Genomic DNA, 15,252 nt, shown 5'->3' with positions numbered 1-15,252 from the left:
GAGATGGACGCCGTGACGAACACGCCGGTACGGGTACCCAAGATGGCCGAGCTGGTCGCGGCGCAGCTGCGGCGGATGATCGTACGCGGGGAACTCGCCGAGGGAGACGCGCTGCCCGCCGAGACCGCACTCATGGAGGAGTTCGCCGTGTCGCGGCCGACGCTGCGTGAGGCGTTCCGGGTGCTGGAGTCGGAGGCGCTGATCAGCGTGCGCCGGGGAGCCCGGGGCGGGGCGCGGGTGCAGGTTCCGGAGGGCACGGTGGCCGCCCGGTACGCGGGCGTGGTCCTGGAGTACCGGGGCACGACCCTGAAGGACGTCTACGACGCGCGTACGGTGATCGAGGCGCCCTGCGCCGGGCTGCTGGCCCAGCGCCGCACGGACCAGGACCTTCAGCGGCTGCGGTCGGCGGTCGACGAGGCCGAGCGGCTGATGGACGATCCGTCGGCGTTCATCCGCGCCCATATGGAGTTCCACGCCCTCGTCGTCGAACTCGCCGGCAACCAGACCCTGACCGTCCTCAACGGCATGGTCCGGCACATCATCGACCAGGCCAACTGGTCCCATGTCGACCTCGACGCGGGCAGTGCCGAGAACGTCCGGGCCAACCGGCGGGGCTTCCGCGCGCATGTCGCCCTCGTCGACCTGGTGGAGTCCCGGCGGTCCGAGGCCGCGGAGGAGCTGTGGCGGGTGCACCTGCAGGAGGCCGAGGACTATCTGCTGCAGAACAGGTCCATGACGACCGTGCTTGACCTGCTCGGCTGAGCCGGGCCCCTCATACGGGGCCTCATACGGGGTCGGTGGGCGGCGGCGGGGGAAAGGCCGTGCCGCCCAGCCACACCGGAGTCACCCGCACACCGCTGATGCGCCACTGGCCGCCCTCGCGGAGGTAGGTGTTGTCGTACCAGCCGCCGACCGACCACCAGTGCGTGGGATCGGCCTCTTCCGGCAGGTGGACGGCGTGGAGATACGAGCGGGAGGCCGCTTCGTCATCGTCCACGGTGATCTGGTGGTTCGAGCTGATGTGGTGGGTGCGGTGGTAGCGGCCGAGATCCCTGGACACCAGATCGGCGAGGCCGGCCCGTCCCTGGTGCACGACGCCGGGCAGTACCAGCGTCCCCTTCTCGGTGAACAGGGCCGCGTAGCCCTCGAAGTCCTTCTCGTCGAGGCGACTCGCGAAGGCCACCAGCAGGTCGCCGATGGCCATACGGTCGAGGAGCAGGCGCACGTCAGCGTCGGAGGGCATCGTCAGCGAGACCTTTCGTGAAGGTTGGCAGCGAGGTGAGGGCGGCGGGGTCAGGCGCCGCGGAGCAGGGCGGCGTAGAAGGTCAGCCCGGGGCCGAAGGCCATCGCCAGGCCGTACTGCCCGGCAGCCAGCGGTGTGCGGCTCTGCAGTTCCCGTATCACCAGGGGCAGGCCGGCGGAGGCGCAGTTGCCGTACTCGCGCAGGACGGACCGGGAGGCGGCGACCGCGTCGGGGGTGAGGCCGAGGCTGCCTTCCACGGCGTCGATGATGCGCCGCCCGCCCGGGTGCACCGCCCACCAGCGGACGTCGTCGAGTCTCAGCGAGTGGCGTGCCAGCAGCTCGCCCACCGCGTCCGGCACCAGGCGTTCGAGGACGTCGGGCACCTCCGGGGACAGGCCCATCCGGAACCCGTGATCGCCCACGGTCCACAGCATGTGGTCCTCGTGCTCGGTGTCCGTGTGTGCCAGCACGTCCACGATCCGCAGACCGGCGCCGCCGTCGGCCGACGCGTCCGGATGGACGACGGTGGCGGTGACCGCGTCGCCGAACAGGACGTGCACGACGACCTGGTCGCCGTCCCACGGCGGGGGTTGCAGGTGCAGCGACGACAGTTCCGCGTTCAGCAGCACGGCCGGGCGCCGGTGGAGGCGTACGTAGTTGGCGCAGGCGGCCAGCGCGGGCAGTGCCGCAAAGCAGCCCATGTGGCCCACGAGGAGCCGCTCCACCTGCGGTGACATCCCGACGTCCCGGGCGACCCGGGTGTCCAGGCCGGGCGCCGCGTAGCCGGTCGAGGACACCACGCACAGCAGGCCCACGGCGGCCGGATCCACCCCGGTGGCGTCCAGGGCCGAGGCGACGGCGTCCTTGCCCAGCGGCAGTGCTTCCTGCAGATAGCGGCGCATGCGCGCGGCCGTGGACCAGTCGCTGATGTCCTCCAGCAGCGGGCTCACCGCCAGGTGACGCCGCGCGACGCCGGAGTGCGCGGCGATCCGGGCCGCGACCCGCTGGTTCGGGCTGCTGGCCCGCAGCAGGTCTACGACGTCTTGCTGACGGCAGGCGATCGCCGGCAGCGCCGCCCCGAATCCGGCGATCACCGATGACTCAGACATGCGCACCAGGTCCTTCCGCCGGCGACTGATCGAACAGCCTAGGGCGAGCGATCGCGGTGGCGGAGAGGCGCGCGGGGGCACTGTCGATCAGGGCGCAGGGGGCGTGAGCCGGAGTGAAGGGCGTGCTTGAGGCGTGCGGGCGGATCACCACGCCCGGCCGGTCAGCTGCCGCGCAGCTCCTGCACGATCGGCTCCCACACCTCGGCGTCGATCTCGTACGCCGTGTAGAACGAGACCCGGTCGACCAGCGCGCCGTACCGCCGCCGGATCTCCGCCGCCACCCGATCCGGCTCGGCCACCACCGAGAAGGTGTGCAGGACCTCGTCGTCGACCAGCCCGCCCATCGCCTCCCACTTGTCCTCGCGCGTGGACTTGGACAGCGCGTGCAGTTCGTCGCCGAGGTCGCCCCAGCCGTGCAGTTCCAGGACGCCGCGATAGGCGGGGGTGCTGCCGTAGAAGGCGATCTGGCGGCGGGTGCCGGCCACCGCGCGGGCCATTTCCTCCTCGGTGCGGCCGGTGGCGGTCAGGAGGAGATGGCTGACGGAGAAGTCCTCGCGGCTCCGGCCGGACTGGGCGAGCCCGGCTTCGGCGGTCGGCAGTGTGACCTCGCGCAGATACCGCTCGGTGGTGAAGCCGTGGGCCAGGAGGCCGTCCGCCACTTCGCCCGCCACCCGGGTCATCGCCTCGCCGACGGCGGCCACGAACACCTTCGGCGCCCCTCCCGGCGCGGGCGGCGGAGAGAAGAAGGGGGCCATCAGCGTGTGCGTGTAGAAGTCGCCGCGGAAGTCGAGTTTCGTGCCGTCGTTCCAGGCCGCCCAGATGGCGTGCAGCGCGCTCACGTACTCGCGCATCCGGGCCGCGGGCCTGCTCCACGGCATCGAGAACCGTCGCTCGATGTGCGGCTTGATCTGGCTGCCGAGCCCGAGGGAGAAGCGGCCGTCCGCGTAGGTCTGGAGGTCGTGCGCCGTGTACGCGAGCTGCATGGGGGAGCGGGCGAAGGCCACGGCGATGGCGGTGCCGACCTCGAGGCGGTCGGTGTGCTCGGCCGCGAGCAGCAGCGGCAGGAAGGGGTCGTGCTTGGACTCCGAGGCCCACAGGCCGTCGTAGCCCGCCTTCTCGTGGTGCCGGGCCTCCTCGACGACCTCGGTGGTGCGCCATACGTTGAGTTTGCCGTCGACCTTCATGCCGCTCCCTGGACTCGGATGACGCGCTGTGCGAGGCGTTCCCGGTGGTGGGCCGGGTCGCCGAACAGCAGTTGTGAGGTCTTGGCCCGTTTCAGATAGAGGTGGGCCGGGTGTTCCCAGGTGAAGCCGATGCCGCCGTGCACCTGGATGTTCTCGGCGGTCGCCTGGAGACAGGCGTCGGAGCAGAAGGCCTTGGCCAGGCTCGCCACGGCGGGCAGTTCGGGGTCCTCGGCGTCGGCGGCGAGCAGCGCGTAGTGGGCGGCGGCCCGGGCCGACTCCACCTCCAGGAGGACATCGGCCAGCAGGTGCTTGACCGCCTGGAAGGAACCGATGGGCCGCCCGAACTGGTGCCGCACCTTCGCGTACTCCACGGCCATGTCGAGCGCCTGCCCGGCCACCCCGACCTGCTCGGCGGCCAGGGCGACGGCGGCCCGGTCGAGCACCTCCGACACCAGCCGCCACCCGTCGTCGCCGTGCGCCCGCAGCCGGGTCGCCGGTACGTCGTCGTAGTCGAGGCGGGCCTGGCGGCGGGTCGGGTCCATCGTGGGCAGAGGGGTGCGGGTCAGGCCGGGGGCGTCACCGTCCACGCAGAAGACGCCGATGCCGTCGTCGCCGGTGCGGGCGACAGTGAGGACGACGTCGGCGGTCGCGCCGTCCAGCACGAAGGTCTTGTGCCCGCTCAGGCGCCAGCTCCCCGTCGATTCCCGCGCGGTGAGACACACCCCTGCGGCGTCCCACCGCGCGGAGTCCTCGGTCAGGGCCAGCGTCCCGACGAGTTCACCGGAGGCCAGTCCGGGCAGCAGGCGCTTGCGCGCGTCCTCGTCGTCGCAGCGCAGTAGGGCGGTGGTGGCCAGGACCGCAGAGGCGAGGAACGGGGCGCACAGCAGCGAGCGGCCAAACTCCTCCATGACCACGCCCACCTCGACCGGTCCGCACCCGGCGCCGCCGTACTCCTCGGGTACCGCAAGCCCTTGAAGGCCCAGCTCCGTCCCCATCCGGCGCCACAGCGCCCGGTCGAAGCCCTCGGGGGTCTCCATCAGCCGCCGCACCTCGGTCTCCGGCGAGGTGTCCGCCAGGAACGCCCTCACGGTGCGGCGCAGTTCCTCCTGCTCCTCGCTGAATGCGAAGTCCACGTGCCTGCTCCTGTTCCGCTCAGCGGGCGCCGCGCGCGGCGATGATCTTCTCGACCGCCGCGATGTGCTCCGGGTCGGTCATGCTGTTCTGCTCGGCGAGCAGCGCCGGTTCCAGTACGGCGGCGATCGCCTGCTCCAGATGGAGGTTTACCGCCCGCTTGGTCTCGCGCAGCGCCTTGACGGGCAGCGCGGCCAGGCGCTGGGCGAGGTCCATGGCCTCGGTGAGGATCTTGTCCTTCGGTACGACGCGATTGGCGATGCCCAGCCGGACCGCCTCCTCGGCGCTCACCCGGTCGCCCAGGAACAGCAACTCCTTGGCGCGGGTCAGCCCGACGAGCAGCGGCAGCACGAGCGCGCCCCCGTCGCCCGCGACGAGTCCGACCTGGACGTGCGGGTCCGCGATGTAGGCGTCGTCGGCGATCAGTACGAGGTCGCTGAGGAGGGCGAGGCTGCAGCCGAGGCCCACCGCGGGCCCGTTCACCGCCGCGATGACCGGCAGCGGGCAGCGGACCATGCCGGTGATGATCCGGCGGGCCTCGTCGACGTTCCGCTCCCGGAAGGCCGCGTCCTGCTGGACCCGGGTCATGATGCCGAAGTTGCCGCCCGCGCTGAACGCCCGGCCCCGCCCGGTGAGGACGACGACCCGCGCTTCCGGATCGGCCGCCATGTCCTCCCACACCGACGCGAGAACGGCGTGCGACTCCTCGCTCATCGCGTTGAGTTGCTCGGGCCGGTTCAGCTCGACCAGCCGGACCGGTCCCCGGGCCGTCACCACCAGATCCGTCATCTCCACCGCCGTCGACCGCTTGCTAATGAGTCAGTAGAGTTGAATGCTATAACTAATTAAGCGGACTGGGAACCGAGTGTGGAGGGCATGTATGCCGGAGCAGGAGTACGAGACCGTCACGGCGGAGTCGGCGGACCGGATCCTCACCGTCACGCTCAACCGGCCCGAGAAGCTCAACGCCTTCAACCCACGCATGATGCAGGATCTGCTGGACGTCCTGGACGCGGCCGACGCTGACGACAACGTGCGCGTGATCGTCGTGACCGGCGCCGGACGAGGCTTCTGCGCGGGTGCCGACGTCAGTGCCGGCGGCGGCTCCTTCGACCACCGCAGGGCGGGTGACTGGCACCGGGACACCGGCGGCCGGGTGGCGCTGCGCGTCTTCTCTTCGGCCAAGCCGGTCATCGCCGCGATCAACGGCCCGGCGGCCGGCGTCGGCGCCAGTATGACCCTGCCCATGGACATCCGGCTCGCCTCGACCTCGGCGAAGTTCGGCTTCGTCTTCGCGCGCCGCGGCATCGTCCCGGAGTCCGCGGCGAGCTGGTTCCTGCCGCGCGCGGTGGGCATGCAGCGGGCGATGGAGTGGGTGGCCACCGGTCGTGTCTTCGGTCCCGACGAGGCGCTGGCCGCCGGGCTCGTACGCTCCGTCCACGCGCCGGAGGAACTGCTCCCGGCGGCGTACGCCCTCGCGCGCGAGATCGCGGAGAACACCTCGGCCGTGTCGGTCGCCCTGGCGCGGCAGATGATGTGGCGGATGCTCGGCGAGGCCCACCCCATGACGGCGCACCGCCTCGACTCGCGGATCATGAGCCAGATCGGCGGCGGTCCGGACCCGACGGAGGGCATCGAGTCCTTTCTCGCCAAGCGCCCGCCGGAGTTCCCGGGGAGGGTGAGCAAGGACATGCCGCCGGTGTATCCCTGGTGGCAGGACGAGGAATTCCGTCCCTTCGGCGCGTAGGCCGCAAGCACCGGGAGGTGTGATGACGACGTTCGACTACATCGTGGTGGGGGCCGGTTCGGCGGGGTGCGTGCTCGCGAACCGCCTGTCCGCGGACCCCGGGACGACGGTGCTGCTGATCGAGGCGGGCGGCAGGGACTCCACGCCGCTGATCAAGATGCCCAAGGGGTTCGGCAAGCTGCTGGGCGACCCCCGGTACGCCTGGCACTACCCGGTGGAGCCGGTGGGCCCGACCGGGCGGGTCGAGCACTGGGTGCGGGGCCGCACGCTCGGGGGATCGAGTTCGGTCAACGGCATGGTCTACAACCGCGGCGACCGGGCCGACTACGACGAGCTGGAGCGGCTCGGCAACCCCGGCTGGGGCTGGGACACCATGCTCCCGGTCTTCCGGCGGATCGAGGACAACGCGCTCGGCGCCTCCGAAGTCCGGGGCGCGGGCGGGCCGTTGCACATCTCGACCGCGTCGCGGCCGGAACCCCTCTGCGAGGAGGTGATCGCCGCCGGAACCGGACTCGGCTGGCGCCGCACCGACGACCTCAACGCGAGCGACGACGAACGCATCGGCTATGCCATGGCCACCATCAAGAACGGACAGCGCTTCAGCGTCGCCCGCGCCTTCCTGCACCCGGTGGCACACCGGCCCAACCTGACCGTCGCCGTCGACACCCTGGTCACCGCGGTCGTCACCGAGAACGGTCGGGCCGTCGGCGTACGGACCCGCAGTGAGGGACAGCAGACCGAGGTCCGCGCCCGACGTGAGGTGATCCTGTCCGCCGGCAGCATCGCCACCCCGAAGATCCTTCAGCTCTCCGGCATCGGACCGGCCGAGACGCTCAAGGCGGCCGGCATCGACGTCCTGGTCGACAGCCCGCACATCGGCGGCCGGATGCGCGAGCACCGCTGCTTCGTCGTCCAGTACCGGCTGGGGGACAACCTGGGCTACAACAAGGCGCTGAGCACCCCGCTGCGGCAGGGCCTGTCCGGCGTGCAGTACCTGGCCACCCGCCGGGGACCGCTGGCCGCTCCCGCTTTCGACGTCATCGCCTTCTTCAAGAGCCGCCCCGAACTCGACCGCCCGGACGCCCAGTTGCTGATGGCGCCGGTCTCCCTGACCCCGGAGATCCCCGGCAAGGAGACCGGAGTCGAGCGCGAGCCGGGCGTGATGGGCCTCGGCTACATCCTGCGCCCCACCGCCGAGGGAAGCCTGCACATCACCTCGGCCGACCCCGAGGCACCCCTGACGATCACGGCCAACTACTACGGCTCCGACCACGACCGCACGGTCGGCACCGCCCTGTTCCGCAGGATGCGCGAACTCTTCGAGACCGCGCCGATCTCCGGGCGGATCACGGCCGAGACCCTGCCCGGCCCCGCGGTGCGGGAGGACCAGGAGATCATCGACGCGGGCCTCGAGCACGGGCGCTGCGGCTACCACGCCATCGGCACCTGCGCCATGGGCCCGGCCGAGGACGACCCCGTCGACGCCCAGCTGCGCGTGCGCGGCATCGAGGGCCTGCGGGTCGTCGACTGCTCGGTCATGCCGACCATGGTGTCCGGCAATCTCAACGCGCCGATCATGGCGATGGCCTGGCGGGCGGCCGACCTCATCCTCGAGGGGAAGTGATCACCGTGGCCGGTTCGAAGAGATCTGGCTGAAACATTGTCGTAGTTTCCCCGAAGTGTTAGCGTCCGGACGGCGAGCATTCAGTTGAATGCGCTAAACCATTCATCGCCTGGACGGTGACCATGAGCGATGGTTCTCTGTACGACTCCTACCGCGGTGTCGACTGGGGGACGGCCACTGCGGACGCCCTCGCGGCGGCCCCGATGCCCCCGCCCGACCAGGGCGGACACTTCCGGCAGTGGGCCGACGACGTCCGGCATGTGCTCGGTGCCGCCCCGACGACCCACCGGGCCGTGGCGGGCTGGCCGCAGCTCCAGCCCGAAGGGCCGGGCCTGTGGGACCGGACCGCCCTCGACCGCTGCGACCGCGCCCTCGACTCCCTGCTCGCGTGCGGCATGAAGCCCAGCGTCACCCTGCTCCATCTGTCGCTGCCTCCGTGGCTGGACGCCTCCGGCGGCTGGCTCGTACGCGACACCGCGAACCGCTTCGCCGAGTACGCCGCCGAGATGGGCCGCCGCTTCGGAGACCGGGTCGACCGCTGGATCACCTCGACGGACCTGGCGAGCCCCACGCTCGCGGACCATGTGGCCGGAATGTATCCCCCGAGCCGTGGCATCGGCAGGGCGGGACTGCCCGCGGTCCACCACATCCTGCTCGCCAACGGGCTCGCCACCCAGGCACTGCGGGCGACCGGCGCGCACGGCCGGATCGGCACCACGGTCACCCTCGTCGGCGGCTATGCGGCCACCGACGACCCGTACGACCGCCTGGCCGTGGAGCGGCTGGAGAGCTGGACCAACCGGATGTTCCTCGACCCGATGCTGCTCGGCGAGCACATGGTCACCGAGGACGACGTCTCACCGGTCGAGGCCACCGGCTGCGTACGCCCCGGCGACCTGGACACCATCGCCACCGCGCAGGACCTGCTGAGCCTGTCCTGGTACACCCCGTTCCGCGTCACCGCGCCGGAGAACCTGCCCAGGGCGCTCCCGGTGATGAAGTGCCTCGGCGCACTCAACGAGGTGAACCGGCTGCTCATCGGTCTCGGTTTCGCCCTGATCCCCTTCGACGACGTGGAGACCACGGCGTACGGCTGGCCGATCCTCCCCGAAGGGCTCGCCGATGCCGTCGCCGGCCTGCACGACCTGTACGGCGACCTCCTGCCGCCCCTGTCCATCGTCGACAACGGCATGGGCGACCTGGACCTCGTCGACCACCGGGGCCGCCGCGACGACGCCCGGCGCCGGGCGCAGCTCGGGGCCCGGCTGTCCTGGCTGGCCCGGGTCGTGTCGCGCGGCGTCGACGTGTGCGGCTACGAGTACTGGTCGGTGCTCGACAACATCGAGGCGAAGCTGCGCTACACCCGCCTGTACGCGATGGGCGTCCCCGAGCGCACACCGCCGCCCCGCCCGCCGATGCCCGCGGACTGGATCCACGGGGGAGCGTTCGCACCCGCCCCCACCGGGGCTGGGGCGCCGACCGGACTCCACGCGGTGCCGCGGGCTCAGGGCGCCGGAGCCTCGTAGTCCCTGCCGCGGATCAGCCGCACCGGCGTGTAGACGAGCACCTCCTCGTCGCGCTGGTTGCGGACGGAGATGCGGCTGGTCACCACGCCCCGGCCCGGCTTGCTGGACGGTCGCGAGTCCGTCGTCTCGACGACGGCGTACAGCGTGTCACCGACGTACACCGGACCCTTGACCGACAACTCCATGTGAAGGAACGCCAGGCCCGTGCCGTGCAGCACGTTCGTCTGGAGCACCAGTCCCTCGGCGAGGCAGTACGTCAGTCCGCCCGGCACCAGCCGGCCCGTGTAGCCGCCGTCCGCGGCGTGCGAGGCGTCCCAGAAGAGCGGCTCGGTGAAACCGCCCCAGGTGACGAAGTTGACCAGGTCGGTCTCGGTGACGGTGCGGCGGGCGGTGCGGAAGATCTGCCCGACGGGCATCTCCTCGTACGTCAACCCCCGGACGAGCAGGGGGGCTTCACTGATGGTGGACTCCGATGTCATCGCGGGCTCCTCAGAGGTCGAGCGGGTGCTTGGCGGCCACGCCCTCGAAGTCCGGGGCGCGCTTTGCACGGTGGGCGGCGAGACCCTCGGTGACCTCGTGCCCGCCGAACCCGAAGAACTCGAGTCCGAGCGAGGCCTCGAAGAGCGGCCCCGCCGTGCGGTACCAGTGGTTGAGGGAGCGCTTGGTCCAGCTCAGCGCGCTCGCCGGGCCGGCGGCCAGCACGGTCGCGAGGCGCAGCCCCTCGGCGTGCACCTCCCCGTCGTCGACACACTTGGAGACCAGGCCGATCCGCTCGGCCTCCTCGCCGGTGAGCGTCTCGCAGGTCAGCAGGTAGTACTTGGCCTTGGCCATGCCGCACAGCAGCGGCCAGCAGATCGCCGCATGGTCGCCGGCCGCCACGCCGAGCCGGGTGTGCCCGTCGACGATCTTCGCCCGGCGTCCGGCCACGGAGATGTCCGCCAGCATGCCGATCACCAGCCCGGCGCCGACGGCGGGACCGTGGATCGCGGACACCACGGGCTTGGAGCAGTTGATCACCCCGTACACCATGTCCCGCGCCTCGCGCATCACCCGCGCACGCACCGTGTAGTCCTCGGTCATGGCCTCGATGGAGTCGAAGGTCCCGCCCGCCGAGAAGGCCTTGCCCGCGCCCTGGACCAGGACCGCGCGCACGTCGTCGTCCCGGTCGACGACAGGCCAGATGTCGGCCAGCTCGCCGTGCATCTTGGGGTCGACCGCGTTGAGGTGGGGGGCGTCGAGCACGATCCGGAGCACCCCGGGCGCGGGCCGCTCGAAGGTCAGGCTCGTGAACTGCTCATAGGGATCCGTCACGTCATGCTCCTGGTGTATTCCGTTCGGATACTATAATTATCTAACTGTATCTGGGCGGGCAACACCGAGGACGGGAAGCTCGGGATGGATCTCACCTTCAGCGAGGAGCAGGACGAACTGCGCAAGGTCGTACGCGCGTTCCTCGCCCGACACTCCGACGAGGCCGCCGTGCGCCGCCTCGCCGCCGACCCGCACGGTCTCGACACGGTCGTCTGGCGGCGCATGGCCACCGAACTCGGCCTGCAGGGACTCGCCATACCGGAGGAGTACGGCGGCTCGGGCTTCGGCTACGTCGATCTCGGCATCGTCTTCGAGGAGGCGGGCCGCGCCCTGCTCTGCGCGCCCTACTTCGCCACCGTGGCCCTGGCCGCCGAGGCGCTCCTGCGCTGCGACGACGAGCGGGCCCGCGCCGACCTCCTGCCCGGCATCACGTCCGGCGCGACGGTGGCCACGCTGGCGCTGACCGAGGAGAACGGCCGCTGGGACGAGACGGGCATCGGCCTCACGGCCGGCGACGACAACCGGCTCACCGGAGTCAAGACATACGTCCCCGACGGCCATCTCGCCGACCTGTTCCTGGTCGCCGCCCGCACCGCGTCCGGCATCAGCCTCTTCGCCGTCGAAGCCGACGCCCCGGGCCTCACCCGCACCCTCCTCCCCACCCTCGACCAGACCCGCAAACAGGCCCGCGTGGAGTTCCGGGACACCCCCGCCCGGCTGCTCGGCACCGAGGGCACCGCCTGGCCCGCACTGCGCCGCACCCTCGCCACCGCCTCCGTCCTGCTCGCCGCCGAACAGGTCGGGGGAGCCGCCGCGGCCCTGGACACCGCCGTGTCCTACGCGAGGATCCGCGTCCAGTACGGCAGGCCGATCGGCTCCTTCCAGGGCGTCAAGCACAAGTGCGCCGACATGCTCACCGAGATCGAGTCGGCGCGCTCGGCGGCGTACGGCGGCCTGTGGGCACTGGACGCCGGGGACGAGACGCAGACCGCGATCGCCGCGGCGCTGGCCCAGGCCTTCTGCTCGGAGGCGTTCACCAAGGTCGCGGGCGACAGCATCCAGGTGCACGGCGGGATCGGCTTCACCTGGGAACACCCCGCCCACCTCTATCTGAAACGGGCCAAGAGTTCCGAGGTGCTGCTGGGGACGCCCGCGTACCACCGGGAACTGCTCGCCGCCCGGCTCGGCATCTAGGAGATCTAGGAGAGCGACATGGAGATCCCGGAGAACGACATGGAGCTGGACTTCGGACCCGCGGTACGCGACTTCCGCGACGAACTGCGCGACTGGCTCGCCGAGCACCTGGTGGGGGAGTTCGCCGAGCACAAAGGGGTGGGCGGCCCGACCGACGGCGCGGCCTGGGAGGTGCGGCTGGCCTGGGACCGCGAGCTGTCCGCCGGGAACTGGCTGGGCGTGGGCTGGCCGAAGGAGTACGGCGGCCGGGGACTGGGGCTGGTCGAGGAGATCGTCTTCGAGTACGAGTACGCGCGGGCCAATGCCCCCTACCGGGCCACCTGCGGCGCCCTCGACCTGCTCGGCCCGATGCTGCTCGCGATGGGCAGCGAGGAGCAGAAGAAGCGCTTCCTGCCGCCGATCCTCGCCGTGGAGGAGCTGTGGGGCCAGGGCTTCAGCGAGCCCGGCGCCGGCTCCGACCTGGCGTCCGTCCGCACCCGGGCCGAACTCGACGGCGAGGAGTGGGTGATCGACGGGCAGAAGGTCTGGATGTCCTTCGGCGACCACGCCGACTGGCTCTACGTCCTCGCCCGCACCGACCCGGATTCCCAGCGGCACAAGGGCCTGACCATGCTGCTGGTGCCGACCGACCAGCCCGGCGTCGACATCCGCCCGATCCGCAACCTGGCCGGCCAGGACGAGTTCGCCGAAGTCTTCCTCTCCGGTGCACGCACCTCCGCCGACCTGGTTGTGGGCGAGGTCGGCGGCGGCTGGCGCACGGCGATGACCACCCTCGGCATCGAACGCGGCACGACCCTGCTGCCCCTCCAGCTCGGCTACGAGCGTGAGGCCGACGCCCTGATCGAGCTGGCCCGGGAGCGCGGCGCCCTCGACGACCCCATGCTGCGCCGCCGGATCCTGGACGCCTGGATCTCCGTACGCATCATGCGCACCACCAACATGCGGACCGTCGCCGAACTGATCGCGGGCCGCACGCCAGGCGCCCAGGCGACGACGGCGAAGCTGTACGCGTCCACACGCCACCAGCAACTCGGCCATCTGGCCATGGAATTGGCGGGCCCCGCCGGGCAGATCGTCGGCGAGGACTACGGCCTGGACACGCGGCAGCGGTCCTTCCTGCTCTCCCTCGCGGAGACGATCTACGGCGGTTCCAGCGAGATCCAGCGCAACATCATCGGCGAGCAGGTACTCGGACTCCCGAAGGACCCCCGGCCATGAGCGGGCCGGCGGACCGTATCGACCGCATCGAATCCCAGCTGGCCATCCAGCAACTCCCCATCCGCTACGCCCTCGCGGTCGACGGCCGTGACCTCGACGCCTGGGTCGGCTGCTTCCGGCCCGACGTGGACTTGGGCCGCCACGGCAGCGGCAGGCAGGCCCTGCGCGCCTACATCGAGCCGCTCGTCCGCGGCTTCCACCGCTCCATCCACCAGATCTGCGGCCACCGCGTCGAGTTCACCGGCCGCGACACCGCGACGGGCTCGGTCTACTGCCGGGCCGAACACGAGGTGGGGGAGCGGTGGATCGTCATGGCGATCCGCTATCTCGACGACTACGCGCGCGTGGGCGGCGAGTGGTACTTCTCCCGGCGCCGCGAACAGCACTGGTACGCGGCCGATGTGACCGAACGCCCGCAGGCCGTCGGCTTCGACAGCTGGGCGGGGGCCGGTGATCCAGCACTGCCGGACGCCTTTCCCACCTGGGCCGCCTTCTGGAAGGAGACGTGAATGCGACTCAAGAGGAAGGTCGCGCTGGTCACCGGCGGCGGCCAGGGCGTGGGCCGCGGCATCGCGCTCGCGCTGGCCACGGAGGGTGCCGCCGTCGTCATCACGGGCCGCACCGAGAGCAAGCTGAAGGACACGGCCGCGGAGATCGCCGGGCGCGGGGGCCGGGCACACACCGTCGTGGGGGACGTGTGTGAACGCTCCGACGTCGACCACATGGTGGCGGAGACGCTACGGGAGTTCGGCTCGCTGGATGTGCTCGTCAACAACGCGCAGTCCTCGGTGCAGCGGCGGCTCGAGCAGACGTCGTACGACGATCTAGAACTCGCCTATCGCAGCGGCCCATTGGCGACGTTCCATGCGATGCAGGCCGCGTTGCCCTGGTTGCGGGAGAGCCGGGGCAGCGTCGTCAACCTCGGCTCGTCGACCGCCGTCCAGGGCGATCCGACCTTCGCGTCCTACGCGATGGCCAAGGAGGCGATCCGTGGTCTGACGCGGGTCGCCGCGCGGGAGTGGGGCACGTACGGGATCCGGGTGAACGTCATCTGCCCGGCCGCCCTCAGCCCGGCCGCGGAGGTGTATCTCACCGCCCATCCCGAACACGCCGAACGTCTCGCCGCGGACATTCCGTTGGGGCGGCTCGGGGACCCGGAGGAGGACATCGGGCGAGCGGTGGCGGCGCTGGTCAGCGACGACATGGCGTATCTGACGGGGGCGACGCTGATGCTGGAGGGCGGCCGCACGCTGATCGGCTGAGGGCTCCGCTGGGAGGGTTCGATGGCTGCGGGCGGGTGGGGGCTGGTCGCGCAGTTCCCCGCGCCCCTTTCGGGGCGCTATCGAGCTGCGTCGGCTGCGCCGCTCCCTGTGCTCGTCAGGATCGCGCTCGCGACCACATCGAAGAGGTGATCGGCGCGTGGTGCGAGCGAGGGTTGGTCGCCGAGCCAGGCGAGCGCCGCAATCAGTGCGAACAAGTCGGTGCCGTCGATGTCGCTCCGCGCCGCGCCGGCGGCCTGGGCGCGGGTGAGGAGCCGGGCGCCGGCTGCGCGCAGGGTGACGCACGAGGCGTGGAGGGCGGAGTCGGGGTCATCGATGGCGGCTGCCATCAGCACGGTCACGCCCCGGTACTCGGTGGTCCACGCCACGCAGTCCCGCAGCCACGACACCAGCGCGTCTTCGGGTGAGCTCGACGTCTCCAACTCGCCTGCCTTTGCCGTCAGTTCCTCGAAGCTCGTGTGGAGCAGGGCCTCGAGCAGCGCCTCGCGCGTCGGGAAGTGCCGCAGCAGCGTCGCGAGCCCGACATCGGCCCTGCGCGCGATGTCGCGCAATGACACATCGACGCCGTGCTCGGAGATGGCGGCGCCCGCTACGGCGAGCACGTGGTCGCGGTTCTTCCTGGCGTCGGCCCGCATGTGTCCCTCTTGACTATCCGGATCAGTGGTCCATATATTCGGATCAGTGG

At 71.2% G+C, this 15,252-nt stretch carries 16 protein-coding genes; 8 read left to right on the top strand and 8 right to left on the bottom strand.

Annotation, left to right across the window (positions count from 1 at the left end; genetic code table 11):
• The first annotated feature begins 3 nt into the window (after positions 1 to 3).
• Positions 4 to 762, top strand: a complete 759-nt coding sequence (locus OG828_RS06005) for a FadR/GntR family transcriptional regulator (protein WP_328500340.1) — start codon at positions 4 to 6, stop codon at positions 760 to 762.
• Between the two features lie 22 nt (positions 763 to 784).
• Here OG828_RS06005 and OG828_RS06000 read toward each other — a convergent pair whose 3' ends face one another.
• From OG828_RS06000 to OG828_RS05980, 5 genes are all read right to left on the bottom strand, one after another.
• Complete coding sequence (locus OG828_RS06000) at positions 785 to 1,243, bottom strand: nuclear transport factor 2 family protein (RefSeq protein WP_328500339.1); 459 nt, start codon at positions 1,241 to 1,243, stop codon at positions 785 to 787.
• 50 nt (positions 1,244 to 1,293) lie between these two features.
• Positions 1,294 to 2,352 (bottom strand): type III polyketide synthase, encoded by a 1,059-nt coding sequence (locus tag OG828_RS05995; protein WP_328500338.1) that lies wholly within the window; start codon positions 2,350 to 2,352, stop codon positions 1,294 to 1,296.
• Between the two features lie 161 nt (positions 2,353 to 2,513).
• Positions 2,514 to 3,536 carry an LLM class F420-dependent oxidoreductase gene (locus tag OG828_RS05990; protein WP_328437027.1) on the bottom strand — a complete coding sequence of 341 codons (1,023 nt, stop codon included), beginning with the start codon at positions 3,534 to 3,536 and terminating at the stop codon, positions 2,514 to 2,516.
• The gene (locus tag OG828_RS05985; RefSeq protein WP_328500337.1) at positions 3,533 to 4,669 is read right to left on the bottom strand and encodes an acyl-CoA dehydrogenase family protein; all 1,137 of its coding nucleotides are present in this window, start codon (positions 4,667 to 4,669) and stop codon (positions 3,533 to 3,535) included. The genes OG828_RS05990 and OG828_RS05985 overlap by 4 nt, the downstream gene beginning before the upstream one ends.
• Positions 4,670 to 4,688: 19 nt before the next feature.
• Complete coding sequence (locus tag OG828_RS05980; protein ID WP_328500336.1) at positions 4,689 to 5,456, bottom strand: enoyl-CoA hydratase/isomerase family protein; 768 nt, start codon at positions 5,454 to 5,456, stop codon at positions 4,689 to 4,691.
• A 91-nt stretch (positions 5,457 to 5,547) separates the two neighbouring features.
• Here OG828_RS05980 and OG828_RS05975 point away from each other — a divergent pair, with 91 nt between their 5' ends.
• The 3 genes from OG828_RS05975 to OG828_RS05965 all read left to right on the top strand — a co-directional run bounded on the left by OG828_RS05975 (position 5,548) and on the right by OG828_RS05965 (position 9,564).
• Positions 5,548 to 6,414: a crotonase/enoyl-CoA hydratase family protein gene (locus OG828_RS05975; protein WP_328500335.1), complete on the top strand. Its 867-nt coding sequence runs from the start codon at positions 5,548 to 5,550 to the stop codon at positions 6,412 to 6,414.
• Between the two features lie 22 nt (positions 6,415 to 6,436).
• On the top strand, positions 6,437 to 8,038 hold the full coding sequence (locus tag OG828_RS05970; protein WP_328500334.1) for a GMC family oxidoreductase: 1,602 nt from the start codon (positions 6,437 to 6,439) through the stop codon (positions 8,036 to 8,038).
• A 122-nt stretch (positions 8,039 to 8,160) separates the two neighbouring features.
• Complete coding sequence (locus OG828_RS05965; RefSeq protein WP_328500333.1) at positions 8,161 to 9,564, top strand: glycoside hydrolase family 1 protein; 1,404 nt, start codon at positions 8,161 to 8,163, stop codon at positions 9,562 to 9,564.
• Here the strand turns inward: OG828_RS05965 and OG828_RS05960 are convergent.
• Positions 9,543 to 10,043, bottom strand: a complete 501-nt coding sequence (locus tag OG828_RS05960) for a MaoC family dehydratase (protein ID WP_328351018.1) — start codon at positions 10,041 to 10,043, stop codon at positions 9,543 to 9,545. The genes OG828_RS05965 and OG828_RS05960 overlap by 22 nt on opposite strands.
• A gap of 10 nt (positions 10,044 to 10,053) precedes the next feature.
• On the bottom strand, positions 10,054 to 10,875 hold the full coding sequence (locus OG828_RS05955) for an enoyl-CoA hydratase/isomerase family protein (RefSeq protein ID WP_328500332.1): 822 nt from the start codon (positions 10,873 to 10,875) through the stop codon (positions 10,054 to 10,056).
• A gap of 84 nt (positions 10,876 to 10,959) precedes the next feature.
• On the opposite strand from OG828_RS05955, the gene OG828_RS05950 reads away from it, so the two are divergent.
• Genes OG828_RS05950 through OG828_RS05935 form a run of 4 tightly spaced genes read left to right on the top strand, consistent with a single transcriptional unit; the run spans position 10,960 to position 14,549 of the window.
• Complete coding sequence (locus tag OG828_RS05950) at positions 10,960 to 12,069, top strand: acyl-CoA dehydrogenase family protein (RefSeq protein WP_328500331.1); 1,110 nt, start codon at positions 10,960 to 10,962, stop codon at positions 12,067 to 12,069.
• 39 nt (positions 12,070 to 12,108) lie between these two features.
• Positions 12,109 to 13,287 (top strand): acyl-CoA dehydrogenase family protein, encoded by a 1,179-nt coding sequence (locus OG828_RS05945; protein WP_328504811.1) that lies wholly within the window; start codon positions 12,109 to 12,111, stop codon positions 13,285 to 13,287.
• The gene (locus tag OG828_RS05940; protein WP_328437018.1) at positions 13,284 to 13,796 is read left to right on the top strand and encodes a nuclear transport factor 2 family protein; all 513 of its coding nucleotides are present in this window, start codon (positions 13,284 to 13,286) and stop codon (positions 13,794 to 13,796) included. Before OG828_RS05945 ends, OG828_RS05940 begins: the two co-directional genes overlap by 4 nt.
• A complete protein-coding gene (locus OG828_RS05935; protein WP_328351008.1) occupies positions 13,797 to 14,549 on the top strand; it encodes an SDR family NAD(P)-dependent oxidoreductase in 753 nt (250 codons plus the stop codon).
• Positions 14,550 to 14,626: 77 nt separating this feature from the next.
• On the opposite strand, the gene OG828_RS05930 is transcribed toward OG828_RS05935, so the two are convergent.
• Complete coding sequence (locus tag OG828_RS05930; RefSeq protein WP_328500330.1) at positions 14,627 to 15,202, bottom strand: TetR/AcrR family transcriptional regulator; 576 nt, start codon at positions 15,200 to 15,202, stop codon at positions 14,627 to 14,629.
• Positions 15,203 to 15,252: the final 50 nt, after the last annotated feature.

Origin of the sequence: Streptomyces sp. NBC_00457, assembly GCF_036014015.1 — a bacterium.
In the GTDB taxonomy this organism is placed as follows: domain Bacteria; phylum Actinomycetota; class Actinomycetes; order Streptomycetales; family Streptomycetaceae; genus Streptomyces.
This window is presented reverse-complemented; position numbering and strand designations above follow the sequence as displayed.